Below are 25,676 nucleotides of genomic sequence, written 5' to 3' on the forward strand. Positions count from 1 at the left end.
CTTTGATCAGGCCGCGTGCGTCTTGCGGCTTGTCCGCGCCCAGGCCGGCAGCCAGTCGCCATGGGCCTCCAGGAGATCATCGACCAGCGACCAGATCTGGTCGAGATCGAGCTCCGCCGCCGTGTGCGGATCCATCATTGCCGCGTGGTAGATGTGCTCGCGGTTCTTGCTCACCAGCGCCCGCACCGTCAGTTCCTGGACATTGATGTTGGTGCGGATCAGCGCCGTCAGCTGCGGCGGCAGGTCGCCTATATAGGTCGGCTGGATGCCAGAGGCATCGACGAGGCAAGGCACCTCGACGGCACAATCGCGGGGCAGCGAGGTGATGCAGCCATTGTTGCGGACATTGCCATAGATCACCGACGGTTCGCCGGTCCAGACCGAATTCATGATCGAGGAGGCATATTCCGAGGACTGCTCGACCTCGATGCGGTCGGCCGAACGATAGGCTTGCGCCTGGCCCTTCCAGCGCTCGATCTGTTCGATGCAGCGCTTGGGATATTCGTCGAGCGGGATGCCGTATTTCTCGATCAGGTCGGGGCGGTTTCCCTTGATGAAATAGGGCGTGTATTCGGCGAAATGCTCCGAGCTTTCGGTGACGAAATAGCCGAGCCTGGTCAGTATGTCGTAGCGCACCTTGTTGGGGCAGCGCGGGTTCCAGCCGGTTTTTGGCGCGCGGCCTTCGCGATAGGCGCGAACGAGATCCGGATAGAGATCGCGATAGGAACCGTCCGGCTGGCGATGCTCGAATTTCAGATAGAACGACATGTGGTTGATGCCGGCCGAGCGATAGCGGATCTCCTCGTAGGGAAGATCGAGATCGTGCGCCAGTTCCTTCGCCGTGCCCTGCACCGAATGGCAGAGGCCGACCTGCCGGATGTCAGGGTATTTCTCCGATATCGCCCAGGTGTTGATCGCCATCGGGTTGACGTATTGCAGCATGATCGCCTGCGGGCAGACGGCGAGCATGTCCTCGCAGATCGCCCACAGATGCGGCACGGTTCTCAAGCCGCGCATGATGCCGCCGACGCCGAGCGTGTCGGCGATGGTCTGGCGCAGGCCGTATTTCTTCGGCACTTCGAAGTCGGTCACGGTGCAAGGCTCGTAGCCGCCGATCTGAAAGGCGACGACGACGAAGTCCGCACCGACCAGCGCCTGGCGCTGGTCGGAATAGGTCTCGGCCCTTGCTTTCACGCCGAGCGTCGCGATCAGCTTGTTGACGACGACAGCGCTTTCTTCCAGCCGCTGCGGATTGATGTCCATCAGCGCGATTGTTGCTCCCGACAAGGCCGGTCGCTGCAGCACGTCGCCGACAATGTTCTTCATGAACACCGTCGAGCCAGCGCCTATGAATGTGATCCTGGGATTTCTTGCCACGCCACTCTCCGGCATAAGTTCAGGCTTGATGCGGCCTCGACTATGCCGCGTGCAAGCCGCCCCCGTCCAGCCTGGGCGAACCGGACGACAGCCTGCGGGCGCTGGACATCGCGCTTTCGCCTGCTGAACTCGAGTTCGAGCTCGATCGCATGGTCGCGCCGGTGAAGAATGGCAGCGCTGGAACGGAGGCCAATTGGCCACAAGGGGCCGGACCTCAGGCCATTCCGGCGATGAAAGCACCCGAGGAAGCCGCCTTTCGACGGCATCTCTTTTCCTACCAGAAATCGACAGCTGGGCGCTGGACAGGCCGAATTCCCGTGCTATAACCCACGCGCTTTCAAGGGGCGCCCGTGGCGCCCTCATGAAATCCGGTTCACGAGAATTCGTTTGCCGGAACAGGCCCAGATAGCTCAGTTGGTAGAGCAGCGGACTGAAAATCCGCGTGTCGGTGGTTCGAATCCGCCTCTGGGCACCATCCCCTCTTCTCCCGACAGTCTCTTTCGCCGAAGCCTCTACGCTTCCATCTCGTCAACTAGCTGAAATCCTTACTGATTTCGGCGCGCAAAGCGCGGATGGTCGGGTTTTGTGGAATTTCGGCGCAGTTGGTCCAACGAGGCGGGGGGCTGGTATTTTCGCTGGTATTGGAGATCCTGATGGTATCGATGCAGCCAAATGGAGGTCCCGAAAATGGCCCTTTCCGACGTAAAATGCCGAAATGCCCGACCCATTTCTAAGCTCGTAAAATTGTCTGACGGTGGCGGGCTCCAGCTTTGGGTGCAGCCTACCGGATCTCGCCTATGGCGCCTCGCCTATCGTTTTGGCGGCAAGCAGAAGCTTCTGGCGTTGGGCAGCTATCCCCTCATCTCCCTCGCTGAGGCACGAGAGGCGCGCGATACCGCCAAACGTCTCCTCCTACGTGGCATCGACCCCGCACAGGAGCGTAAGTCGCAAAAGACTTCGGCGGAGGACACCTTTCGCTCAATCGCGGAGGACTATGTCGACAAGCTGAAGAAGGAGGGACGTGCCGACCGGACCATCACCAAGGTCAAATGGTTGCTCGACTTTGCCTATCCAACGTTTGGGGACAAAAGCGTTCGGGAGATCGATCCGGCCACAATTCTTGCCGCTCTCCGCAGCGTGGAGGTTCGCGGTCGATACGAGTCGGCAAGGCGAATGCGCTCCACCATCGGCAGCGTGTTTCGATATGCAATCGCAACCGCACGCGCCGATGTAGATCCGACGATCGCCCTGAGGGGCGCACTCGTCGGTCCGACGGTCACGCCGCGTGCCGCGGTTACCGATCCTAAGGCCTTGGGAGGCTTGCTGAGGGCGATTAATGCATTTGACGGACAGCCGACAACCCGAGCCGCTCTGAGGCTGATGGCCCTGCTGTTCCCCCGCCCCGGCGAGCTGCGCGCGGCCGGATGGGACGAGTTCGATTTCGAGAGCTCCGTGTGGAGCATCCCTGAAGGACGCATGAAGATGCGACGGCCGCACCGCGTACCTCTTTCCAGGCAGGCCGTCAGCGTCCTGACCTCACTTAGAGAAATCTCTGGTGGTGGATCGCTGTTGTTTCCTAGTGTTAGATCGGGTTCGCGTCCGATTTCCGACAACACGCTTAACGCCGCCCTTCGCCGTATGGGCTATGGCAAAGAAGAAGCTACCGCGCACGGCTTTAGAGCAACGGCATCAACTTTGCTAAACGAATGCGGCAAGTGGCACCCGGACGCCGTAGAGCGGCAGCTGGCCCACATTGAGAACAACGACGTTCGGCGCGCCTACGCCCGGGCAGAGCACTGGGAAGAGCGCGTCAGGATGATGCAATGGTGGGCCGACTATCTGGATGAACTCGAGAGCAAAAACTCGCGGGTGATCTCAATCGGGGGACGCGAGGCAAGCCTGCTGTCCATACATCCTCGCGAGGGTCTAGTTTGGAAGCCAACAGCGACGGTTCGCCAAACGACGAGACGAACCTCCAACCTCCGAAAATCACACTGAACCCCGTCGAAAACACCGAAACTGGGCAACCAATGTTGCAGGCCCGGAGGGTCATCGTTTTCCACAGGAAATCAATACGTTATGTTGGCCACGCATTTCCTTCGTATTCTCTCGTATGGTCTGGCGAACCTAAGGACCAGGAGGAGGACTAAATTAGTATTCCCTCCGCGGTGTCTCGTCGTCCCACAAGAAGGGTCGATTAACCCGTGACGAACGTGGCTGGTTTGGGCCGACACCGGACCGGTCGCTTCAGACATCCAAAATGCGAACGCGGACACTCGGACGGTGCAACCCCGTAGTGTCTAAACGAAGTAGCGGAACGAGGTTTCGGCAAGATCATCGTCGCCGTACTCGTCCAGAATGCCGCCTACACGGCGGGCGAAAGACAAGGACACCGGCCATTTTCCCCTGATGTCGGCTGTGTTCCAGTTCATCCGGGTGAGGTTGAGAACGTCCTGCGCGGCGGCGACAGCGTTCTCGGCGCCAAGACAGCGAACTTCGAATGGCTGGGGCACATGCGGTCCTGGGTAGGTGCCGAGCTCCGGCATGAACCCGGAAGTGAATAGGAACGATCGGTCGTTATTGACTGTGCAGACCGTTCCGACTTTCGGAGGATAGGCGCCGTACCGGAGCAGCCGGAAGAGGCTGGGAACAAGGGTGACCATCGATACGATGGGCGTGTTCTTGAGCGCAGCAGCGAAGCCCGTCTGTTCGGCGGGATCGAAATAGGACGTCTTGTGAAGCACGACTCGGAGCGGCGCTCCCCCAGTGCGCAGCTCATATTCGGCAAGGACGTTCTGCGTCAGCTCGAACGCCTGCTGTTCGGAGAGGTGAACGTTCCGACCCTGTTCGGGCTCGACGGGAACGCCTTCCCCGCGGATCGCGAACCCTTCACCATCACTCGAGAAGGCCTGAGCAAGGCTGGACCGGACAATCGCGCGCCGCGTCGTGCGAAAGTGGTGAAAACTGATGCCGACGAAGCAGGTTTCTGGCCCCGTGGGCGGTAATCGCCAAGGGACGCCGCCGGCCTTGTAATAGAGGCCGACGGCAAAATTCCAGGCGCGGGTGGCTGGGTCTTGGTTTCTCGCCGTGTCGCTGAGCAGGACTTCTGTGACCAGCTGGATCGGCAATCGGCTCCGTAGAGCCCGCGCCTTCAGGGCCAGCCTGAGGTCCCGTCTCAAGAAATCCTCGGGTGTCTGCTCGACCTCATCGAGGGTGTCGAACAGGTCCAGCTGATTGCTCGGGCGGGCGCGCCGGATCTCCTTGGCGCGCTTGCGTTCACTTTCGGTCGCTTTGCGCTCGACTGAGCTAACCTTGTTGAAGATGTCGTCGGGGATACACATCAGGACGATGTCGGGACGGTTTAGGTCACGGGACGCGAGTCGCAAATGCGCGTCAGCGTACAAGTCGACCACGCGCTGGAACGCCTGGTAGGCGTCGCCCTGCAACGCACGAGCAAGCTCGTCGTGGCTATCCGAGCTGAGTGCGATCGAGGACGCGTCCGGGGCGACCAATCGTTTATGAAACGCCTCCTTAAAGCCGGGAAAGGCCTTCTTGAGCAGGCTTGGCTCGCCCAGAATCGGGATTTCCCCACTGCATCGCTCCAGCCACCGCCGCGCCGCCGCTACCTGCTGGGCCGGGCCAATGACCCCGACATGAATATTGTCCTTCCGAGCCGACCCGAACCGAAGGTCAAAAGGACCCGCAGACAGGAGCCCGACTTTGGGATCGGTATGTGTGCTCGCGCCGCCGAACTGAAGTCGCGGCGGGGACAACTCGACGATGGCTAGCTCAATCGACATCGTCGGGCTCGCTTGGGCCTAGATCATCCGCGTCGCGGCGGGACCCATCTCTGTCCTCGTCGTCAGGCTCAAGCGCAAGCGCTTCCAGTTCGGCGTCCAACTTCTGGAGATCCTCGTCGATCTCAGAGTCGCGCTGGGCCAACTCGTCGAACGCCGACACGTTGAACGAAATCGTCGGCGTGCGATGGGATAGGAGCACGGAAGGAGCGAACCGCGTGAGGTCGTTATCCCGGCGTTGCTCAAGTGCGAACAGGCCCTCAGTTTCGCCGGACAGGACCGCGAGCCAGAAAGAGACGTCCTGCAGAACGCTCGGATTGAAATCACGCGCCGCGCGCCGTGTAGAGAGGGCGTTCGTTCGCTCCCGACTGATTGGGTTACGCACGCCGTCCCGGGTGAATGCGTACCCGGGGGTCAGAACAACCGCCCAGTCGCTACCGAAGCGCAGAACGGAGAAGCTGACCGCCTTGTGCTCGAAGTAGACGATGTCGGCGGATTCGCGCTTGGTGCGCGCCTTAACCACGGTTCGGGTAGCCTTGCGAAGGCGGCCTTGATAGCTAACCTTAAGCTCAGGCTCGTCGCCGCGCGCGAAGTAGGCGCGCCGTCGATCATACTCGATCTGGAGATCCTTGGCCTTCAGGTGCTCGAACAGCAGCTCATGAAGCAGCTTCAGCGCGATCGATTCACCTCCCGGCAATCGGATGAGTTCGTCGAAGTCCAAGGCCTCGATCTCCCCTGGGTCGAACGGCGTGACCATCGACTCGGCGAGCCCCTCCAGGTCATAGAGAGAATAGAAGCGGCCGTCGCTCACATGGCCCGGTGGGACTGCGAGACCCTCCGCGTCGCGATAGAAGGTTCGGTTAGAACCAGCGCTGGTGGCGGCGTGCCAGACCTTCGCCGGCATGATCTCGATTGGGACGAGGTTGGACGAGTAGCGGACGGTCTCCTCTGCGATTGGCAATGCGGTGTTGGTGATCTCGTCGACGGCTTCCGGCCGCGCCTCGATCATGACCGTGAACTGAGCGTTGTCGGCAGAAGGCCCGAATGACACCGACCCATTGTTGTTCACGGTGGCGAGGACCATGTCGGAGAGGCCTGATCCCCGCCGGTCCATCTGGCCGCCGCCGTAGAAAAGGTCCGATATGGCGGGATTCCGGTAACCCTTGATCGGGCTGGTTCGTTCCGCGATCGCGTCTTGGAACGACTGCCCGCCGACTAGAACGGCGATTTCCTCGATAAGGCCGCCAGGGCTCGTGACAGCAATCGATTTTGGCTCAACGATGACTTGGACGGCCTCGTCTCGATCGTAGTCGCGGTGCACGATCGCATTGACGAGCATCTCCTTGATGGCGATTGCATTGTACGCATTGACCGTACGCGAAACCTCGGCCTTCAGCCGGAACTGGAAGTTCACAAGGGCAAGAAGGTCGATAAGATCGTCTAGTTGGCTCCAAAGATTGCCGGTGATCGTACGCCGGACCGTGAACTCGCCTTCACGAGAAGTCGGCTCAAGTTCGATGTCCTCGCCGAAGCGGCCCCGCAGCCAGTGGCCGGGTCCTGTCGCACGGAACTCGACCCGGGCTTGAGGGAATTCGACAGAAGGATTACGCGAGAACAGTAGCCAACCCGCGAGCGTCGGACAGACGCTCCCGCCGACCGGCCGCACCAGATCGAGCCGGTCGGTCATCTCCTCGACCCAGGCGGCATCAACGTCTCCCGGTCTCCAGAGGTCGGTTCGGTCCGCATATTGCCGCAGGCGGGCTTGCAGAAGCGGCTGTTCGAAGCCGGAGACATCAAGCTCATTGAGCGGGCGCATGTCTGCGGGCATGCCGCCGACGCTGTAGCCGGAAGGCCGGCGCGTTGGCCGTGCTCCTGCAGCGATCATGCTGGCCAGTAGATCCTTCTCGAAGAGGTCGTCGAACCCTCGAATTGGTACGAGCTGGAAGTTGGAGCCAATTGCGCCCGCCAACTGCTCGACCCAAGGCGAATGAGGGCCGACCAGATCATCCTCTAAGACGCACCAGTAGACGCCGTGGAGGAAGCCGCCGGACATGGCTTGTGCCAAGAAAAGGTCTTTCATCACGGACGCTTCGGCACCCCGATAACCGACCGCGATAACCGGATGGTCGCGAAACAGAGGTCGCAGGCGTTCGGCCAGCGATGGGTCGAGGGATTGAACCTCGTCGGCCAAGTTCCTATCGGTGTAGTGCTTCACTGACCCATGCAGGAAGACCAATTGCGGATCGTGCGGCGCGGAGCTGAACATCACGTAGTCAGCCGGCGTGCTGATGCTGACCAGTCGGTGGGGTCGGTTCTGCTGAATCGCCGCCCGTTCAAGGCATTGATCGAAGTTGGTTGTCAGGACGGTGGATATCCATCCCTGGTGCAGGATTTGCGTCAAGGCAACGTAGCCGCGCGAGGGCGGTACCTCAGGCGGGTTGATGAGCTTTTCAAAGAACTCGCGTCGATCGCTCTTCACCCCTAGCAGGTTGTCGATTGCTTCGGGGTAGAGATCGGCGGCGGAGAGCTCTGTTTTGTACCAAGGCTGGGCGGCCAACCAGGGCCAATAATCAGACCGGCGAATGGTGAAGTCGTCCGGGTGACGGCCGTTCTCCTTGCACCATGCCCACCGTGCGGCCTTCTCAACCGTTTTGGCCGCTGCAGGGATCCCGGAGGTAATCGAGGCGCCGGCGCCCAAGAGAAGAACCGGCTCGGAGTTGTCCATCAGGAGCGATCTCAATCGTCCAGGCGAAGACGTCCGCATGGCGAACGTCGAACTATCAATGCTGAGTACTCCCGCCTGGGTCATTCATCAGCCCTAGTCATCGCCATCTCTCTGCCAACCGCCGACAAGTGCGGTACAACCTCAAGATTCGCTCGAGTCTTATCAATTAGCAGAACGGAACGTGAATTCGAAGTGAGGCCGTCCGTTTATCAACCAGCATCGGGATAATCCCGGCTGCAGTAACATGGCCTCTCTCGGTGACGCGTACAGCGACCCAGCGCGGGTTATCGGACATAAACTATCTATCGGGTACCAGCCGGGGGTCTTTCATCGGGCTGGTAGTTCCTCTGTGTGTGGAGAATCGCCCTTGTCTCTGGCGGCCGATCGGAAGAGCAGATAAGGGCCAGATTGGTAGGAGTGGAAACAATGGCATTCAAAAGCGCGACATCGACAGAGATTGTTCCAACAAGCCCGGAGGAAATTCTTCTCACGCTTCCGCGCCGTACGATCCCGGGCGTCCTGCTGCATCAGGGCGAGATTATGCGGAGCTACGCCGCTCAGGCAGTCTCTGACTCGGATGTAGCATTGCAGCTTCCAACGGGGAGCGGAAAAACTCTGGTCGGGCTCATAATTGCCGAGTGGCGCCGCCGCAAGTTCGAAGAGCGGGTAGTCTATCTCTGCCCCACCAAGCAGCTGGTGAACCAGGCAGTGGAACAGGCCCGGACACAGTACGGGCTGACGGTGAACGGCTTTACGGGAAGCAATCGGGATTACGACCCACAGGCCCGCGCCGAGTATCAGAACGCCGACCGGGTGGCTGTGACGACCTACAACTCGCTTTTCAACACCAATCCGTTTTTCTCGAACCCGGACGTCGTCATCATAGATGATGCCCATGCCGCCGAGAACTATATCGGTGAGATGTGGACTGTCCGCATCCAGCGGACCAAGCAGCAGCACCGAGCGCTGTTCGAAGCACTGAGTGGAGTGCTGCAGCCGCACCTGGACGCCCACGATTTTTCGCGACTTACGGGCCGTTGGGACAGCAATCCGGAGGACCGACGCTGGGTCGATAAGCTGCCCACGCCCGTCTTCGCTGAGATTAAGGACGAGCTCACGGCGGTGATCGACGCCCATGCCGAAGAACTGGACATTCGGTGGGCGTGGTCGATGATCCGAAGCCATCTCGTTGCGTGCCACCTCTACATTTCGGCGACCGAAATTCTCATCCGCCCCTTGTTGGCACCGACATGGCAGCATCCGCCGTATCAGAATGCGCGGCAGCGCATCTTTATGTCGGCCACACTCGGGGCGGGCGGCGACCTGGAGCGCCTCACAGGCCGCCGCAGGATCAAGCGCCTCCAAGTGCCCGACGGCTGGGATCGCCAAGGGATTGGGCGCAGGTTCTTTATCTTTCCTGACAGCTCGCTCGAGGTCCATGACGTAGTGACGCTGCGCCACCAGCTGATGCAACGCGCCGGGCGGAGCCTGGTCCTCGTGCCCAGCGATCAACAGGCTGAGTCGGTCCGAGAGGATGTCAAGGCCAATCTTGGCTTCGCGACCTTCGGCGCAGAGGCCATCGAGGAGTCGAAGCAGCCGTTCGTTACCACGCCCCAGGCGGTGGCTGTGATAGCTAACCGCTATGACGGCATCGACTTTCCGGGCAATGATTGCCGTCTGCTGTTCATCGAAGGCTTGCCTCGCGCTGCCAACCTCCAAGAGCGGTTCATCATGCTTCGAATGGGGGCGTCGCAACTGTTCAACGATCGGGTGCAGACGCGCGTGCTGCAAGCGATCGGCCGCTGCACGCGGTCGCTGCAGGACTATTCCGCGGTGATAGTCTCCGGCGAGGAGCTGCCTGACTATCTCGCCGACAGGCGGCGACGCGTTCACCTTCACCCGGAATTGCAGGCCGAACTCGAATTCGGCAACGAGCAGTCGGTCGGCACGACGATGGCCGACATCATCGAGAATTTCGAGATATTCCTAGCGAACGACGCCCGCTGGGATGCGGTGAACAACGATATCCTTCGCAAGCGGGCGGCGGCAGTGCAACAGCCCTTCCCAGCGCTGGGCGAGTTGCAGGCGATTGTCGGCCAGGAGATCGAATTTCAGAGCAGGCTCTGGCAGAGCGATTTCGAAGGCGCTGTGGAAGCAGCGGAGGGAGTGCTGGGTGGACTCACCGACCCGGACCTCCGAGGTTATCGAGCGCTGTGGCACTACCTCGCCGGCTCAGCCGCTTGGTATGGAGGACGCGCCGGCATCGCCTCGCTGGACGTCAAGGCGCGCGGCCATTTTAATCATGCAAAGCGCGCCGCCACCGATCTGCCTTGGTTGGTCAAGCTGGCCCGCTATCACGCGGACATGGAAGCTCCTCTTGGCCGCAGTCCCCGTCTGCTGCGACAGATCGAGCGCGTTGAGGGCGTGCTGGAGCGGCTCGGCACCGTGACCGACCGGGAGTTCAACAAGCGCGAGCGGGAGATTCTGGAAGGTCTCGCCTCGAAGAACGGTTTTGAGCAGGCGCAGGTACGCCTAGGCGAGATTCTCGGCTTCCACGCGGGGAAACGCGAAGTCGACGCGTCGCCGGATCCCTGGTGGGCGGCGGATGATCTGTGTTTCGTGTTCGAAGATCATGCCGGAGCAACAAACGATGTGCTGGACGCTACCAAGGCGCGACAGGCCTTCTCGCATCCCAACTGGATTCGCGACCACGTTGCTTTGCCCGATAATGCCATTATCCTGCCGGTACTGGTCACGCCGGTGACCAAGGCGAAGTCGGGGGCGGTTCCGCATCTCCACACCGTGTCGCTATGGGAAATCGACGAGTTTCGGGAATGGGCAGGTCAGGCGTTGCGGACATTGCGGCAACTGAGACGTACCTTTAGTCAGGCCGGTGACCTAGTCTGGCGTGCGGAAGCTGCTGAGCGCTTCGAACAAGACGGGATGGGTGCCGACCAGATCTACAAGTGGCTGAAAGGACGTATCGCGAGCGGTATCTTACAGAGTATCCCATAAGAATGGGAGAATACCCACTCACCGCGAAATTGGACTATAGGTTGCCCGAGCGGGCCTCAGGCAGGTGCAACGTCCGCTTCTAAGGAACCAACGATCACATAGCAACGGCCGACATGAGGCGCGTTTCAGACAGACACAATGGGGTAGCATGCAGAATGACATTCCGGCCACCGCGGTGATATCAGACGTTGAGGTACGTCCCGGGCGGGCAGCCTGCCTTCTTTTCACTCTCACCAGCCGAACTGCCACCGCCTTGCCGCCGTTAGGGAGTCTGCGGACGAACAGGCGGCCACAAACTGAGCTTGCGTTGACGGGTGACCTCGAACTTGGCGAAGTCGACCCGTGCCAGCATCACCTCGACGCCCATCCCCTTCACCATCTCCCGCATCTGCTCGTAGGAACGCTCGCGGAACTTCGGACCTGCAATGATTTTCTTCAACCGCAGGTCAGGCCCGAATGGCTGGAAGTAGTGCGTCTGGCCTTGGATGACCTCGGGGTTCACCAGTGGCAGTAGCCAGCGCCACTCGTCTTCATACGCCCAACCGTCAGACTTTATCCGCGCCAACTCTTTAAGGTGCTCAGGCCCTATTTCGGCATACGACGACAGTCCGAGGTCGACCAGGCGCGGCCTCGTTTTGCGGTAACGGACCTTGAAGAAGTCCCCTTCCGAAACGTCAAACCCAAGCACCATCCCGCGAAATTTCGCCATAGTGCCCCCACATCTGCGGCTTCGACCACGTTTCGCTCATACAGATGAGGCCCTGCTCCTGGTCTAGCCGGCGGCGGTACGAGGACAGGTGGATGCGGTCGCGCTTGTCGTCGAGCACGATGCCTATGAATTCGAAGGCGTCATTGAGGTCTTCGATGCGGGAGATCCGTAGGCACCGCTTCTTGATGGCAGCGACCGCGTACCGGGCCTTCAGGACGCAACGGAGCTACAACTGCCGGCATCCAACGCCGGTGAATATATTGCCGGCGAGCCGCCGCATGTCTGACGCCTCGCAGAATTGTTGACTGAACTGCCCACGCTGCCTAACTGCATCACCTGAGCAGAAGACAGAGCGTGAATCTGCCGAACATTATTTGCGAAAACGCGCTTGCCAAGAGCTTCTTCGAGCGCTGCGCGGAGTCGCTACCGAAATTCCACAATCCGTTCATCGGCGCGCTCTATGACTGGCAGACGTTGCTTACAGGTGTATTTGCTCTTGTCGGGTCGTTCGAGTCCTCGCGCAGCCTGGTCGCAGCGTCGCCTGCTTCCGCAGTCTCTGGAGAATCATTTGGAGTCGCCTGTATTTTCCTGGTCATATGTCCCTAGTCAGCGCGACCGGCGAAGTTCGGCCAAGCGATCGGCCAAATCGACCTACCGATCGCAAATTTGTACATACTATCAATGCGCTAAGCATAGCGAATATCGGCCATCATCGGCATCGGCATTGGCGTCGTCGATCAACCGTCTCGGTGAAGCTGAGGTAGCGGCTAACATCGGCCAAATGATCGGCCAGTTATGGGCGCTCAGCTAAAATTTCTGTTGACATATACGTACTTAGCGCGATCTAACATCGGCCAATCATGGAAGAGACCGTACAGCGCATCGAGCCGGCGCGCCTGGAAGACGTTGCGGAGCCTATCTCCGACGCGCTGGCTGAGCTGTCAGCAAGCTCGGCGGTTCTCGGCGCCAAGCTGCATCCGCGCACGGCTGCGAACCTGGCGGATCTCGTGCGCATCATGAACACCTATTACAGCAACCTGATCGAGGGCCACAACACGCGCCCCCGCGACATCGAACGCGCCCTCGCCGGCGAATTCGACAAAGACCAGGAACGACGCAACCTGCAGGTGGAAGCCGCGGCCCATGTTCGACTGCAGGGGGAAATCGATCGCCTGGCAGCGGAGGGTCAGCTCCCAGAACCGGCTTCGCTTGATTTTTTGCGCTGGCTGCATGCGGAATTCTACCGTGACGCCGATGAGGCGATGTTGCGCATTCGCGGCGCAGACAGAGAATTCTTGATGGTTCCGGGTCGGTGGCGATCACAGCCCGAACATGATGTTACTGTCGGCCGCCACCAGCCGCCGTCAAGCGATCGCGTCGAAGCGTTCATGGAGCATTTCGCTAGCCGGTACCGCTTCCAACGTACGGGCAAAGCGGCTAGGATATTGGCGATTCCGGCCGCGCATCATCGGTTCAATTACATTCATCCCTTCCCAGACGGCAATGGACGCGTCAGTCGCTTGATGAGTCACGCCATGGCCCATGAGGCAGGAATCGCCGCGCACGGGCTGTGGTCGATTTCCCGAGGCCTGGCGCGGGGTCTGGAAAGCCGCGGCGACTATAAACGCATGATGGATCACGCCGACATGCCACGCCAAGGCGATCGCGACGGCCGCGGTAATCTTTCTATGCGGGCGCTGGCAGATTTTACCTTATGGTTTCTACGCGTATGCATCGACCAGGTCAGTTTCATGTCCAGCCTGTTCGATTTGAACCAACTTGCCCGGCGCCTGCAGCGGTTCGTTCAACGCTACGACCTGAAGCCGGAAGCTTTCCGGCTGCTCGAAGAGGCGCTTCTGCGCGGCGAGTTCGATCGCGGTGAGGCCTCACGTATCGCTGGCTTGCCGGAACGTACGGCCCGCCGCGTGTTTACCGAGGTGCTCGAGCTTGGCCTGCTAGCGTCCGATACCCCGAAAGGACCGGTATCGCTACGCTTCCCGGTCGACACGTTGGACGAACTGTTTCCTAAGCTATTTCCGGAAACTTAGCGTCGCATAACTGCGCCTACTGTTTCCCCGCCCGGGCGAGTTGCGAGCCGCCGGATGGGAAGAGTTCGACTTCAAAGGCTCGGTGTGGACCATCCCGGAAGCAGGCAAGAAAATGCGGCGGCCGCGCCGCGTTGCACTTTCGAGGCAGGCCATCAAAATCCTGACCGATCTCAGAGACATTTCCGAGGGCGAGGCGCTGCTGTTTCCAACTGCGCGATCGGGTTCTCGTCCGATTTCCGACAATACCCTTAACGCCGCCCTGCGTCGCATGGGTTACAGCAAGAAAGAAGCAACGGCTCACGGTTCCCGAGCAACGGCATCAACTCTGTTGAATGAATGCGGCAAGTGGCATCCAGACGCAAGAGAGACAGCTGGCCCATATTGAAAAGAACGACGTTCGGCGCGCTTACGCCAGGGCGGAGCACTGGGAAAAGCGCGTCAGTATGATGCAGTTGGTGGGCCGATTATCTGGAACGAAATTGAGAGCACGAAACCTGCAGTTGAACCCAACCAAGTGTAACTGCAACCCCGTGTCCGCACCTATCGTGAACATGAACATCAGCTTTGCGTACGTTATGACATTGGCCGCGTCTATGTTGGGGCGGAACCGGCGACGCAGTCCTTCGAGGGACAGGGGCTTTTCACAAATCTACGTCAAGCGGCTTAATTGGTTGTGGAGCTTCATTCGTTATTCCGAGTCGGCGTCAGCACAGCGTCGGGAACAGCGGTCTGGCTCAGCGTTCCGGCTTGTCGTCCCGGAGGATGCGCTCAGCGGCTCCGTCAAGATCCTCATATTGGCCACTCTTCAATGCCCACAGAAAGCCAGTCAGCCCCAGTGCGCCAAGAAATAGGGCGACTGGCATGAGGTAGACGAGTATCGTCATGATGACCGCGCTGATGGGTGAATGCCAGAATGCGTTGCCGAAGAAGCCCTCGTCAGCTCGGCGAGCATAAAGCCCTGCAGCCGCAGCCCGTTTCCGATCACCAGCAGCGATGAGGCGGACATCGCCACCGCCGCGATCAACGGCGTGACGTGGCCGAAGATGGCGATCGGCACGGCAACGGCGTTGTAGATGATCGCGATGGCTATGTTCTGGCGCATCAACCGCCCTGCCTTCCGCGAGACGTCCAGCGCAAGGGGTACTGCCGAAAGGCTTTCACGCAGAAACACGAAATCGGCCGCGTTGCGGCCAATATCGGCGGCGGTGGCGGGAGCGATCGAGACGTGCGCCGCGCCCAGCGCTGGTGTGTCGTTGAGTCCGTCGCCCACCATCAGGACCTTGTGGCCGGCCTTGGTCAGCATTTCGATCCGCTCAACCTTCCCGGATGGCGGCAGCGCCGGAACAAAACGGTCGATGCCCAATATTCTTGCGACATCGCCACAGACGTCCGCGGTATCGCCCGACAGCATTTCGACCGAGACCCCTGCATCGTTCAATTGCGCCATGACGCTCCCGGCATCGGCCCGCAACGCATCCTCGAAAGCGAAGGAAGCGACAATCATCCCGTTCTTCGTGAGAACCGTTCCGCCGTAGCCATGTTTGCCTTCGCCGCCGGTTCGAGCCTTCCATCCAGCCCATCCGCGTCGACCCAGCCGCCAGGTATTTCCGGCGTCAGTTGCTTCGATTCCAAATCCCGGATGCTCGGTGACGGCACGGAATTTGTGTTGCCCGCCAGGCGTGGCAAAACCGGCTATGGCCTTTGAAAACGGATGCCGCGAGTGCGCTGCCAGGTCGGCTGCAACTGCCAGCATGGCGGGATCGATCGATGACGCGTTGACGAGCCGGGGCTGGCCAAGCGTGAGCGTTCCGGTCTTGTCGAACACCGCTATATCAATCGTCGCCAGGCGTTCCATGGCCGAACCGTCCTTGACCATGATGCCGTTCTCGAACAGGCGCCGTGCGGCGACCACCTGTACGATCGGCACCGCGAGGCCAAGCGCGCACGGACACGTGATGATGAGAACAGCGATGGCGATCGTCATCGCCCGGTGCCAGTCGCCGGTCGCCGCCATCCAGCCCAGGAATGTTACCAACGCGGTGAGATGAACCACGGGCGCATAGAGTGCCGACACGCGGTCGGCGATACGACGATAGCGGGCACGACCGCCCTCGGCGGCTTCCATCAGTCGAACCATTTCGGCGAGGAACGAATCCTTGGCGGCAGCCGTCGCCTCGATCGTCAGCGGGCCGGTAAGATTGAGCACGCCGGCCTGTACTGCTGCGCCCGGGGCCACGTTTTTTGGCGTGCTTTCGCCTGAGGCCAGTGAGCAGTCGAGATCCGACGCCCCCTGAATGATCTTGCCGTCGACGGGGATTCTTTCACCGGCTGCGATCAACAACCGCATGCCTGGTTCGATCTCGCCGACCGGCAGATAGTCGCGCGCGCCGTCGCCGCGCTGCACCATGGCGCCACGCGCGGCCAGCTGAGACAGGCCTTTCACCGCGGTGCGGGCACGTTCGCGCATCACATGATCGAGGGTCCTGCCGATCAAAAGGAAAAACAGCAGTGATACCGACGCGTCAAAATAGGCATGGTCGCCATGGTTGATCGTCTCATAGAGGCTCATGGCATAAGCGAGCGACACCCCAACCGCGATCGGCACGTCCATGTTCATGCGGCCGTGGCGCAGTGCATTCCAGGCCGAGCGGAAGAAGATGCCGCCGGCGAAGGCGAGCGCCGGGATGGCGATCAATGCGGAGACCCAGTGAAACAAGTCGCGGGTTGCACCTTCGGCGCCGGACCAGACCGAGACCGAAAGCAGCATGATGTTGCCTGCCGCGAAGCCGGCAACAGCGACGGCGCGGATCAACTCGGCAAGCGTCTTGTCCTTCTTATCAGCGTCGGCTTCGAACAGGTGCGCCTGAAAGCCCAGCCGTCCCAGCGCGGCGACAAACGGAGGCACAGAGTCCCCACGCCACCGGATCGCGACCCGTTTCGTCGACAGGTTGACACGAGCGCCTTCGACGCGATCGAGCCTTCCGAGAGCCGTCTCGATGGCCTGGATGCAGGCCGCGCAGTGAACCGTCGGCACTGAAAGGTCGGTCTGCCAAAGATTGTCGCCAAGCGATCGGCTCGCCAACCTGATCTCCTGGCTAGACGGCAGGACCGATGTGGTACTGGTCAGATCCAGCGCCAGTTCCGCGCTGGGTGCACAACAGCTCATTGCAGCGCTCCTTGCGAAATCATGATCCGGCGAACGTCGCGATAGGGCTCTGTCAGACCGGCATCGGCGTCGACTTCGACGATCCAGACGCCATCCCTTGGCAAGTGCTGCGCGGCAAATTCCTGGTCCGAGACGAGGGCGAGAGTGACGGCCTTGTCCCCAGCCTCGTAGGCGGGATGACGAAACAGTATCTTGACGCCATGCAAGGGGACCGGCTTGCCGGTGGTATCGCTCAAGCTGTAGCGGACCTCACCCCGAGCGATCGTCAGTTTGCCGGTCCAGCCGAGTGCCGCCTGCGCGCGCCCTTCCTCGGCCTTTCGGTTGAATTGCTGGCTGGCCACATAGGTGTTCTCGACGACAAGGCCGGTCCAGCTCGTGCTGGCGAGTGTCGCCATCGTGAGATTGACCGCGATGATCACGCCGAAAAAGCCGAGAATGGTGAGCAGCATGTGCCTGCCGGTGAACTCACGCGTCTTTTGCGTATTGGTGCTCATCTGGCGATCTCCGGGGCGTTGAAGGTGGCGGTGTATTCGTCCGATTCGAAGCTCGCTCTGTCCTCGACGCGGAACTTGAAGGTTTGTGCAGCGTGCCGAACCTCACCCGCTGGCTGGCGCACGAAGACCTTGAGCATGTTCAGCCGGTCGGGTTGGACCGCGATGGCGAAGAAGCGAGCTGCCGGCAGATCACTGCCGACGACGCTCATTTCGGCTCCCTGCAAGCCCTGCATCGTGACGACGATCGTCCTTGGCTCGGGGATCATGTTAAGCAGCTTGACGGTGTAACCGTTGCGGATCGAGCCGTCGGACAGGGTCACGAATTGCGGATTGCGGTCGTGCAGGACGTTGATCTCGAGTCGGTCGCGCGTCAGCAGCGAATAGATCAAGGCAAGCCCGACCGCCGTCCACGCGCCCATGTAGAAGAAGGTCCTCGGCCGGAAGATCTTGCGAATATGGAAATGCGCCAACCTGGCGGAGAATGTGCTGTCGGCCGTTCTGACGAGTGAAGGGTTCACGGGACCGGAGCCGCCTGCGGTCGCCACCGCCATGTTGGCGTTGTAGTCGGACAGCGTCGCATAGGAGATCAGCCCGCGCTCCTTGCCGAGCTTGTCCATGACGCCGTCGCAGGCATTAAGGCACAGCGCGCAAGTGATGCATTCGAGTTGCTGGCCGTCGCGAATGTCGATCCCCATCGGGCAGACTGCGACACAGGCATTGCAGTCGACGCAGTCACCGACCGGCTGCCCCGCAGCCTGGACCTTCTTGGCGTGCCGCGAACGAGGTTCGCCACGCCAGTCATTGTAGGTCACAGTGAGCGAATTCTCGTCGAGCATGGCAGCCTGGATGCGCGGCCACGGGCACATGTAGGTGCAGACTTGCTCGCGCATCAGCCCGCCGAATGTGTAGGTGGTGGCCGTCAGCACCGCGATGGTGACGTAGGCGACCGAAGCGGCGGTGCCGTTGAATACGTCGCCGATCAGCGTCGGCGCATCGGCTAAATAGAGGATCCAGGCGCCGCCGGTAGCTGCCGCTATGACCAGCCAGATGGCGTGTTTCGACACACGCAGCACCAGTTTGCGCGCGGTCCAGCGGCCGGCGTCGAGCTTCATGCGAGCGTTGCGATCGCCTTCGATCGCCCGCTCGACAACTAGGAAAAGATCGACCCATACCGTCTGCGGGCAGGTATAGCCGCACCAGGCGCGGCCGACGGTGGACGTGATCAGGAAGAGGCCGATGCCGGCCATCATCAAAAGGCCGGCGACATAGTAGAATTCCTGCGGCCATATCTCGATGAAGAAGACGTAGAAACGGCGGTTGGCAAGATCGATCAGCACGGCCTGATCAGGAGCAAACGGACCTCGATCCCAGCGCAACCAGGGCATCAGATAATAGATGCCCAGCGTGACCGCCATCACCAGCCATTTGAAGCGGCGAAAGCTGCCCGAGGCGCGTTTAGGGAAGATTTTCTTGCGCGGAGCATAGAGCGGCTGTCGTGTCTTGGCGGAGTTGACCGCTTTTGCCTCGAGCCGCTCCATCTGCGTTTTATCCAGCACGTGCATCTCCACTCGCGCGCGGCCTATGACATCGTTGTGCGACGGACTGCTTCGACAGACGTCCGGTCTGCAGTGAGCCCGCTTCGCCGTGTGGGCCGCGCCGCCTTGCTGCAGGTCAATCGCCGCATGCCGGAATGGTGTCGGGGCCCGACTCGTGCCGGGCCCCGTCGCTTGGCGGGGAGGGCCGAGAATAGGCTTCCGTTCCTATTCTCCGCCGCCAAGCGAATGGACATAAACCGCAAGTTCCTTAACCTTGGTCTCGCCGAGACGCCCGATCCAGGCCGGCATGACACCGTGCTTCGGCGCGCGGACTTGGACGGCGATGGCTGTCTCGCCGGGTGCGTAGAGCCAGATCGCATCGGTCAGATTGGGCGCGCCGAGCTCTTTGTTGCCTTTCGCATTATCGCCATGACAGGCGACGCAGTTTTCCGCGAATACCTTGGCGCCGGGCTCGATAAGACTTGCATCCTGGACCTTGCCCGAGAGGCTGGCGACATAGGCGCCGACCTGTGCGATCTGTTCGGGCGTGATGATGTCACCGAAGGGGGGCATTTCCGACTGCCGAGTATCCGGGTCGGATGCGAAACGGATGCCGTGCGCGATCGTTTGCTGGATCTGCTCGGTCGTGCCGCCCCACAGCCAGTCATCGTCGTTCAGGTTTGGAAATCCCTTCGACCCTTGGGCGCCCGAGCCGTGGCATTGCACGCAATTGACCTTGAAGGTAGCTCCGCCGGCCGCTACCGCGAATTCACGCAGCGCGTCGTCGGCTGCAATCTCGGATACGGTCTTCTGCTGGATGGCCGCCACATATTTGCCCTTGGCGGCTTCGGCAGCCGCCAGCTCAATCTTGACAGCGTTGCGGCTGGAATAGCCAAGCACACCCTTGGTCGCGGAAGACAGCATCGGCCAAGCCGGATACGCAATTGTATAAGCCACCGCCCAAGCGACGGTGATGTAGAAGGTTATCACCCACCATCGGGGCAATGGGTTGTTGAGCTCCCTTATCCCGTCCCATTCATGACCGGTCGTTGAGATGCCCGAGACTTCATCGATATGCTCGCTGCTCATGATCAGTCGTCCTTGAGTGGAATCTGGGCGGCTTGATCGGCCTGTGTTTTGCCGCCGGGACGCAAGGCAAAGGCAATGCAGCCGACGAAGAAGAGCGCCATGGCAAGCAGACCCCAGCTGTCCGCGAATTCCCGCATCAAATTATAGCTCATTGCGTCCCCCTCAGCGGTAGCCGGCTGCATCGTCATAGGTCTTGAAATCGACCAGTGTTCCCAGCATTTGCAGATAGGCGACGAGGGCATCCATCTCGGTCACCTGCTGCGGATTGCCGTCCAGATCACCGACTTTGGCTTTCGGATAGCGTTTCTCGACGCCGGAGGCATCGGCATTCGGGTCGGCCTGGGCCATCAGATCGGCATTGGCGTGCGCGATCATGTCATCGGAGTACGGGACGCCAACACGCGCGTTCGCAACCAGATGCGTCGAGAAGTCCTTCACCTCGATCGGAGCGTCCTTCAGGAAGGCATAGCGAGGCATGATAGATTCCGGCACCACCGAACGTGGATCCATAAGGTGCTGAACGTGCCATTCGTTGGAATAGCGGTTGCCGACTCGTGCAAGGTCAGGGCCGGTGCGCTTCGAGCCCCACTGGAAGGGGTGGTCGTACATGGACTCGGCGGCCAGGCTGTAGTGGCCGTAGCGCTCGACCTCGTCCCGGAAAGGCCTGATCATCTGGCTGTGGCAGAGGTAGCAGCCCTCGCGCACATAGATGTTGCGTCCGGCGAGTTCCAGTGGCGAGTAGGGCCGCATGCCTTCGACTTTCTCGATCGTGTTGTCGAGATAGAAAAGCGGCGCAATCTCGACGATGCCGCCGACGGTCACGACAAGAAGAGAGCCAACGAGAAGAAGCGTGGCGTTCTTCTCGATGATCGCGTGTTTGTCCATCAAGCCCATTGTCTGGCTCCCTATTCGGCAGGCCGGAGGGCGGGCTCGGAACCTGGCATTGGTTGCTCTTCGCGCTGGTGGCCAAGAATGGTCATGGTCACGTTCCAGGCCATGAGCAGGGCGCCGGTGAGGTACATCGCACCGCCGATGGCACGCATGACGTAGAAGGGATGCATGGCGGCGACGGTTTCGGCGAAGGAGTAGACGAGGAAACCCTGCTCGTCGTATTCGCGCCACATCAGGCCCTGCATGATGCCGGAAACCCACATCACCGCGGCGTAGACGACGATTCCGAGCGTCGCCAGCCAGAAGTGCCAGGTGACGAGCCGCAGCGAATAGAGACGTTCACGGTTCCACAGTTTCGGCACCATGTAGTAGATTGCGCCGAACGAGATCATGCCAACCCAGCCGAGCGCGCCGGAATGGACATGGCCGATGGTCCAGTCCGTGTAGTGCGACAGCGAATTGACCGTCTTGATCGACATAATCGGACCTTCGAAGGTCGACATGCCGTAGAAGGCGACTGCCATCACCATCATGCGGATGATCGGATCGGTGCGCAGCTTGTCCCAGGCGCCAGACAGCGTCATCAGGCCATTGATCATACCGCCCCATGAGGGCATCCACAGCATGATCGAGAACGCCATGCCGAGCGTCTGCGCCCAGTCGGGTAAGGCGGTGTAATGCAGGTGGTGCGGGCCGGCCCAGATGTAGAGAAAGATGATCGCCCAGAAGTGGACGATCGACAGGCGGTAGGAATAGACCGGCCGGTTCGCCTGCTTGGGCACGAAATAATACATCATGCCGAGGAACCCGGCGGTGAGGAAGAAACCGACGGCGTTGTGGCCATACCACCATTGCGTCAAGGCGTCCTGGACGCCGGAGAAGGCGGAGTAGCTCTTCGAGCCCAGGAACGACGCCGGCATCGACAGATTGTTGACCACATGCAGCATCGCGATTGTCACGATGAAGGACAGGTAGAACCAGTTGGCGACGTAGATATGCGGTTCCTTGCGCTTCAGGATCGTGCCGAGGAACAGGATGAGATAGGCGACCCAGACGATGGTCAGCCAGAGATCCACATACCATTCGGGTTCGGCGTATTCGCGGGCTTCGGTGATGCCGAGCAGGTAGCCGGTCGCGGCCATGACGATGAACAGCTGGTAACCCCAGAACACAAACCAGGCCAGTTTGCCGCCAAACAGCCGGGCGCGGCACGTGCGCTGCACGACATAGAGAGACGTGCAAAGCAAAGCGTTGCCGCCGAAGGCGAAGACGACGCCGGATGTGTGCAGCGGCCGCAGCCGGCCGAAATTGAACCAGGGTTGGATGTTGAGGTGAGGGTATGCCAGCTGCAGGGCAATGATCACACCGACGAGCATGCCGACGACGCCCCAGAATACCGTTGCAATGGCTCCGTAGCGGATCGGGCCATCCATGTAGGCGGAGGTGTCGATCGGAGCCGCCGGCTTGAAATCTGTGTTGCGCAGCAGGATCGCGGTAAAGCCAGCCACGGCGAAGAACAAAACCCCCATATGCTGGCGAAAAGGTCCTTCTACGCCGAAGCCGGCAGCCACCAGGGCCGCAAAAGCAAACAGGCTTAGAACGACGATCTCCGTGCCGAATTTCATGACATGTCCCCGACCAGGATTCCAATGCGCGGACGCCAAATCCGCGGTGCATTAATTCCGTAGTTGCCGCCTGCTCGCCCTGATCCATGTCAGAGCCGCACGATTTTGCTTCGGGCAGCATCGAGTTCGGTGCAATCAGAAGGTGGCGATTTGAACAAGGAAACGCAGCACGGGCCAACCCGCTCGTGGACAAGTGCGGCTTTCTCGCGCCAGGTCGGCACAGAGGCGATTCCGGGCGAGGTCATGAAGCTTGCCCATCGGGAAAAGCTGGAGCTCTGCTTCTCGCTGGAAAGCATTGCCGATGCACTGCCGAACGTCGACCGCCTCAAATGTCTTGGAACGGCCAAGAAGATCGTTCCGCTGCTCCGTGACATTCATGGGTTTGAGGAGAGGGTGATTTTCCCTGCGTATGAGGCGCACTTGACTCCGGCCGAGGCCAAACTTGCCTCTACCAGCCGGTTGCGCATCGAGCACCTTGAGGATCAATGCTTCGCTGGCGAGGTGGCCGAAACGCTCCTAGCGATCGGTCATGGTGATCCGATAGAGAGCGCGGAAGCTGTCGGATTCATGCTACGCGGCTTCTTCGAAGGCTTGCGGCGACACATCGCTTTCGAACGCGAGCATGTCCTGCCGCGGATCGTAATAAGCGACGAAGGCCCCGACGCTTAGGTCTCATTCAAAGGCCGGTTGCCGCGCGCCTCGGCCGCCGCAGTGCTGCTCCAGCCGGCTCATGCTGTCGACCGTTACATGGCGTTTGTTCTCGATCCGGATCACGTCGTCAGCCCGCAATCGCGTAAGCTGGCGGCTCACGGTCTCGTTCGTCAGTCCAAGGAAATCAGAGATGTCGGCACGTGTCAGCGGCAGATCGAAGCATGCCGACCCAGCCGCCGGGTCGATACTGGAATCCATATTCCGGGCGATCATGAGGAGAAAGCTCGCCACCTTCTCCGGTGCGGTCTTGCGCCCGAGAGTCACCATCCATTCAAGTGCCTCGTCGAGTTCGTCCAGCGTCTGCTTGAGCAGGCGATGCTCGAGTCCCGGTGATTCCTTTATTATCCGTTCAACGGCCGCCTTCGGAAACGAGCACAGCGAGACGGAGGTTGCCGCTTCCACATTGATCGTGCTTTTCACCTTGAAGGGCCGTCCCAGAAAATCCGGTGCGAACCGAAGACCGACAATCTGCTGGCGGCCGTCCGAAAGGCACTTCGTCAGCTTCACAACACCTGAAAGCAAGTTTGAATAGCTGTCGACGGCCTCGGCGTCGGCGATCAGTTCGACCCCCGGCTCGAGCTTGTGCCGCGACGAAGTTTTGGCGAGCCCAACCAAATGGTTTGGATCGAGCGCACCGCAGACGCCGCGATGTCGTGCTGCGCAAGACAGGCAAAGAACGGGAATGCCGGAGCTGTGAATGTCTTGCCGTACTGTCATTACGCTCGCGCTACCGATCCCAAGTTTCGGCAGGATAGCAAGCGATGGCAGAGAAATCCTTGCGGCAGTTTGTCCGTGCTGGAGGCTGACCGAAATCAGGGCATTGGCTCTTCGACGCGTCCAGACTTCGGCGAGGCAAAAACGGCGGACCACCAAATGAGACCGAATTTAGCTGCCAGGCTTGGCGAGAACGTCCCGCGTTATACCAGTTACCCGACCGCGCCGCATTTCCATCCTGGCGTCGACGCTGATGTCTATCGAAGCTGGTTGAAGGCGCTCGAAAGCGGTGACGAGGTCTCGCTCTACCTGCACATCCCTTATTGCGACCGGCTGTGCTGGTTCTGTGCGTGCCATACAAAGCAGACCCGCCGCTACGAGCCGGTGGCTTCGTATCTCCGCTCGCTTCACGCGGAGATCGCGACTGTCGCCGGTCTTGTCGGCGGCAAGGCCCATGTCCGCGCCGTGCATTTCGGCGGCGGCTCGCCGACCATGCTGAAGCCCGAGGATATGATAGCCTTGGGAACTGTCCTGCGGGATAGCTTCGATTTTCTTGCCGATGCGAAGATCAGCGTCGAAATCGAACCCAACGACATGGACGAAGCCCGCCTTGATACACTTGCCGAGATCGGCATGGCGCGGGCGAGCCTCGGCGTTCAGGATTTCGATCCGAAGGTGCAGAAGGCGATCAACCGCGAGCAGAGCTTTTTGCAGACCAAGGCGGTTGTCGACGGCATTCGCTCTCGCGGCGTAGGGTCCGTGAACCTCGATTTGCTTTACGGCCTGCCGCATCAGACCAGGGAGAGCGTCTGTTCCACCGTGGCGCAGGCGCTGACTCTGGAGCCGGACCGGATGGCGCTGTTCGGCTACGCGCATGTGCCTTGGTTCAAGAAGCATCAGACTATGATCGACGAGGCATGGTTGCCAGGTCCGGCCGAACGGTTCGCTCAGTGGCAAATTGCCGCCCGTCTGATCATGGGCGCCGGATACGAGGCGATTGGAATAGACCATTTCGCCAAGCCGGATGATGCGCTTGCAGTCTCGGCTCGCGCGGGAACAATCCGCCGCAATTTCCAGGGCTACACCGAGGATCGCTGCGAAACACTGATCGGGCTCGGGCCGTCATCGATCAGCCGGTTTCGACAGGGCTATTCGCAGAACATGCCGTCGACAGCCGAATATGGACGCATGGTCGAGGGGGGACATCTGGCCACGGTCCGCGGCATCGCGTTTTCCGAAGATGACCGTGTTCGCGGCTGGATCATCGAGCGCTTGATGTGCGATTTCGGCTTTTCAGCAGCCGATCTGGTGGAACGCTTCGGGGAAGCCGGACAAAAGCTTCTTTTCCAAGCAAGCTCCATCGCCATTGGCGACCCTGCTCGACCGCTTGAACTCCAAGGTGACAGTTACGTCGTATCGGCGGAAAGTCGTCCCTTTGTAAGGAGCATTGCAGCGAAGTTCGACAAATATTTCGAAAGTGGAACGGCCAGGCACTCAGTGGCAGTCTGAGTGCCACAGACGAACGTCACCGTCTTCAGTCGATCGCGAACCTCCTCAAAATCCCCGAAACCAGCAGCTAACAATTCGATAGTGCATATGACGCCACTTTACGATGGTGTGACGACACGGGTATTTCCCAAAGGGGGTCGCATGGCAGAGGGCTGGGACCCGCCGGAACCCTGCAGGCAGGGCTCCACTTAAAGCAGGTTGGATTGTTCGGCCCAGTCTTTCACTGAATGTCAGCGACGCACCCCATTGCGGCTTCCGCTACTCAGCGCTG

Annotated in this window: 19 protein-coding genes, 1 tRNA gene and 1 pseudogene; 8 read left to right on the top strand and 13 right to left on the bottom strand. The window is 60.4% G+C overall.

Translation table 11 applies throughout. From position 1 onward, the window contains the following. Nucleotides 1–6 precede the first annotated feature (6 nt). Nucleotides 7–1,377, bottom strand: a complete 1,371-nt coding sequence (locus tag EB230_RS30015) for an alpha-glucosidase/alpha-galactosidase (protein WP_172374504.1) — start codon at nt 1,375–1,377, stop codon at nt 7–9. A 399-nt stretch (nt 1,378–1,776) separates the two neighbouring features. On the opposite strand from EB230_RS30015, the gene EB230_RS30020 reads away from it, so the two are divergent. Both EB230_RS30020 and EB230_RS30025 read left to right on the top strand, forming a co-directional pair. Next, nucleotides 1,777–1,852, top strand: a tRNA-Phe gene (locus EB230_RS30020). 212 nt (nt 1,853–2,064) lie between these two features. Then, a complete protein-coding gene (locus EB230_RS30025) occupies nt 2,065–3,375 on the top strand; it encodes an integrase arm-type DNA-binding domain-containing protein (RefSeq protein ID WP_109670623.1) in 1,311 nt (436 codons plus the stop codon). A gap of 302 nt (nt 3,376–3,677) precedes the next feature. Here EB230_RS30025 and EB230_RS30030 read toward each other — a convergent pair whose 3' ends face one another. Continuing rightward, nucleotides 3,678–5,177: a hypothetical protein gene (locus tag EB230_RS30030; RefSeq protein WP_143972627.1), complete on the bottom strand. Its 1,500-nt coding sequence runs from the start codon at nt 5,175–5,177 to the stop codon at nt 3,678–3,680. Further along, the gene (locus EB230_RS30035; RefSeq protein ID WP_208760332.1) at nt 5,167–7,899 is read right to left on the bottom strand and encodes an SIR2 family protein; all 2,733 of its coding nucleotides are present in this window, start codon (nt 7,897–7,899) and stop codon (nt 5,167–5,169) included. Before EB230_RS30035 ends, EB230_RS30030 begins: the two co-directional genes overlap by 11 nt. Nucleotides 7,900–8,325: 426 nt before the next feature. Between EB230_RS30035 and EB230_RS30040 the strand changes: the two genes are divergently transcribed. After that, nucleotides 8,326–10,914, top strand: coding sequence for a DEAD/DEAH box helicase (locus EB230_RS30040; protein WP_172374506.1), 2,589 nt, complete (start codon nt 8,326–8,328; stop codon nt 10,912–10,914). Between the two features lie 262 nt (nt 10,915–11,176). Here the strand turns inward: EB230_RS30040 and EB230_RS30045 are convergent, their stop codons facing one another. Further along, nucleotides 11,177–11,623 (bottom strand): DUF2971 domain-containing protein, encoded by a 447-nt coding sequence (locus EB230_RS30045; protein WP_143977237.1) that lies wholly within the window; start codon nt 11,621–11,623, stop codon nt 11,177–11,179. A gap of 354 nt (nt 11,624–11,977) precedes the next feature. Between EB230_RS30045 and EB230_RS30050 the strand changes: the two genes are divergently transcribed. The 3 genes and pseudogenes from EB230_RS30050 to EB230_RS30060 form a co-directional block, all read left to right on the top strand. Continuing rightward, nucleotides 11,978–12,229: a hypothetical protein gene (locus EB230_RS30050; protein WP_143977238.1), complete on the top strand. Its 252-nt coding sequence runs from the start codon at nt 11,978–11,980 to the stop codon at nt 12,227–12,229. Nucleotides 12,230–12,483: 254 nt separating this feature from the next. Continuing rightward, the gene (locus EB230_RS30055) at nt 12,484–13,671 is read left to right on the top strand and encodes a Fic family protein (RefSeq protein ID WP_006329252.1); all 1,188 of its coding nucleotides are present in this window, start codon (nt 12,484–12,486) and stop codon (nt 13,669–13,671) included. Further along, a pseudogene (locus EB230_RS30060) lies at nt 13,670–14,154 on the top strand (site-specific integrase); the annotation flags it as partial. The gene EB230_RS30055 and the pseudogene EB230_RS30060, both read left to right, overlap by 2 nt. Nucleotides 14,155–14,405: 251 nt before the next feature. On the opposite strand, the gene ccoS reads toward EB230_RS30060, so the two are convergent. The 8 genes from ccoS to ccoN form a co-directional block, all read right to left on the bottom strand. Further along, nucleotides 14,406–14,555: a cbb3-type cytochrome oxidase assembly protein CcoS gene (ccoS, locus tag EB230_RS30065; protein WP_006329249.1), complete on the bottom strand. Its 150-nt coding sequence runs from the start codon at nt 14,553–14,555 to the stop codon at nt 14,406–14,408. Beyond that, nucleotides 14,552–16,837, bottom strand: a complete 2,286-nt coding sequence (locus tag EB230_RS30070) for a cation-translocating P-type ATPase (RefSeq protein ID WP_143977239.1) — start codon at nt 16,835–16,837, stop codon at nt 14,552–14,554. The genes ccoS and EB230_RS30070 overlap by 4 nt, the downstream gene beginning before the upstream one ends. Next, complete coding sequence (locus tag EB230_RS30075) at nt 16,834–17,331, bottom strand: FixH family protein (RefSeq protein ID WP_006329246.1); 498 nt, start codon at nt 17,329–17,331, stop codon at nt 16,834–16,836. Before EB230_RS30075 ends, EB230_RS30070 begins: the two co-directional genes overlap by 4 nt. Beyond that, complete coding sequence (ccoG, locus tag EB230_RS30080) at nt 17,328–18,887, bottom strand: cytochrome c oxidase accessory protein CcoG (RefSeq protein WP_172374508.1); 1,560 nt, start codon at nt 18,885–18,887, stop codon at nt 17,328–17,330. Before ccoG ends, EB230_RS30075 begins: the two co-directional genes overlap by 4 nt. Nucleotides 18,888–19,091: 204 nt before the next feature. After that, nucleotides 19,092–19,955, bottom strand: a complete 864-nt coding sequence (ccoP, locus tag EB230_RS30085; protein WP_019856557.1) for a cytochrome-c oxidase, cbb3-type subunit III — start codon at nt 19,953–19,955, stop codon at nt 19,092–19,094. Between the two features lie 2 nt (nt 19,956–19,957). Continuing rightward, entirely contained in the window at nt 19,958–20,107 is a 150-nt protein-coding gene (locus tag EB230_RS30090; protein WP_027033462.1) for a CcoQ/FixQ family Cbb3-type cytochrome c oxidase assembly chaperone, read from the bottom strand. Nucleotides 20,108–20,117: 10 nt separating this feature from the next. Next, nucleotides 20,118–20,849 (bottom strand): cytochrome-c oxidase, cbb3-type subunit II, encoded by a 732-nt coding sequence (gene ccoO, locus EB230_RS30095; protein ID WP_006329238.1) that lies wholly within the window; start codon nt 20,847–20,849, stop codon nt 20,118–20,120. A gap of 11 nt (nt 20,850–20,860) precedes the next feature. After that, nucleotides 20,861–22,471 carry a cytochrome-c oxidase, cbb3-type subunit I gene (ccoN, locus tag EB230_RS30100; RefSeq protein WP_097572454.1) on the bottom strand — a complete coding sequence of 537 codons (1,611 nt, stop codon included), beginning with the start codon at nt 22,469–22,471 and terminating at the stop codon, nt 20,861–20,863. Nucleotides 22,472–22,600: 129 nt separating this feature from the next. Here ccoN and EB230_RS30105 point away from each other — a divergent pair, with 129 nt between their 5' ends. Continuing rightward, on the top strand, nt 22,601–23,140 hold the full coding sequence (locus EB230_RS30105; RefSeq protein WP_019856553.1) for a hemerythrin domain-containing protein: 540 nt from the start codon (nt 22,601–22,603) through the stop codon (nt 23,138–23,140). Nucleotides 23,141–23,143: 3 nt separating this feature from the next. Here the strand turns inward: EB230_RS30105 and EB230_RS30110 are convergent, their stop codons facing one another. Continuing rightward, nucleotides 23,144–23,899 carry a Crp/Fnr family transcriptional regulator gene (locus EB230_RS30110; RefSeq protein ID WP_143977240.1) on the bottom strand — a complete coding sequence of 252 codons (756 nt, stop codon included), beginning with the start codon at nt 23,897–23,899 and terminating at the stop codon, nt 23,144–23,146. Between the two features lie 156 nt (nt 23,900–24,055). Here EB230_RS30110 and hemN point away from each other — a divergent pair, with 156 nt between their 5' ends. Next, nucleotides 24,056–25,405: an oxygen-independent coproporphyrinogen III oxidase gene (gene hemN, locus EB230_RS30115; protein WP_143977249.1), complete on the top strand. Its 1,350-nt coding sequence runs from the start codon at nt 24,056–24,058 to the stop codon at nt 25,403–25,405. Nucleotides 25,406–25,676: the final 271 nt, after the last annotated feature.

It is taken from the genome of Mesorhizobium sp. NZP2234 (assembly GCF_013170765.1).
Classification (GTDB): domain Bacteria; phylum Pseudomonadota; class Alphaproteobacteria; order Rhizobiales; family Rhizobiaceae; genus Mesorhizobium; species Mesorhizobium loti_D.

Bases quoted from the DNA above. Each gene is read 5' to 3' on its own strand.
- EB230_RS30035 (WP_208760332.1), bottom strand. From the start codon at position 7,899: ATGGACAACTCCGAGCCGGTTCTTCTCTTGGGCGCCGGCGCCTCGATT.
- ccoO (WP_006329238.1), bottom strand. From the start codon at position 20,849: ATGGGCTTGATGGACAAACACGCGATCATCGAGAAGAACGCCACGCTT.
- hemN (WP_143977249.1), top strand. From the start codon at position 24,056: ATGAGACCGAATTTAGCTGCCAGGCTTGGCGAGAACGTCCCGCGTTAT.
- EB230_RS30110 (WP_143977240.1), bottom strand. From the start codon at position 23,899: ATGACAGTACGGCAAGACATTCACAGCTCCGGCATTCCCGTTCTTTGC.
- EB230_RS30030 (WP_143972627.1), bottom strand. From the start codon at position 5,177: ATGTCGATTGAGCTAGCCATCGTCGAGTTGTCCCCGCCGCGACTTCAG.
- EB230_RS30070 (WP_143977239.1), bottom strand. From the start codon at position 16,837: ATGAGCTGTTGTGCACCCAGCGCGGAACTGGCGCTGGATCTGACCAGT.
- ccoN (WP_097572454.1), bottom strand. From the start codon at position 22,471: ATGAAATTCGGCACGGAGATCGTCGTTCTAAGCCTGTTTGCTTTTGCG.
- ccoP (WP_019856557.1), bottom strand. From the start codon at position 19,955: ATGAGCAGCGAGCATATCGATGAAGTCTCGGGCATCTCAACGACCGGT.
- EB230_RS30040 (WP_172374506.1), top strand. From the start codon at position 8,326: ATGGCATTCAAAAGCGCGACATCGACAGAGATTGTTCCAACAAGCCCG.
- EB230_RS30055 (WP_006329252.1), top strand. From the start codon at position 12,484: ATGGAAGAGACCGTACAGCGCATCGAGCCGGCGCGCCTGGAAGACGTT.
- EB230_RS30075 (WP_006329246.1), bottom strand. From the start codon at position 17,331: ATGAGCACCAATACGCAAAAGACGCGTGAGTTCACCGGCAGGCACATG.
- EB230_RS30025 (WP_109670623.1), top strand. From the start codon at position 2,065: ATGGCCCTTTCCGACGTAAAATGCCGAAATGCCCGACCCATTTCTAAG.
- EB230_RS30045 (WP_143977237.1), bottom strand. From the start codon at position 11,623: ATGGCGAAATTTCGCGGGATGGTGCTTGGGTTTGACGTTTCGGAAGGG.
- EB230_RS30090 (WP_027033462.1), bottom strand. From the start codon at position 20,107: ATGAGCTATAATTTGATGCGGGAATTCGCGGACAGCTGGGGTCTGCTT.
- ccoS (WP_006329249.1), bottom strand. From the start codon at position 14,555: ATGACGATACTCGTCTACCTCATGCCAGTCGCCCTATTTCTTGGCGCA.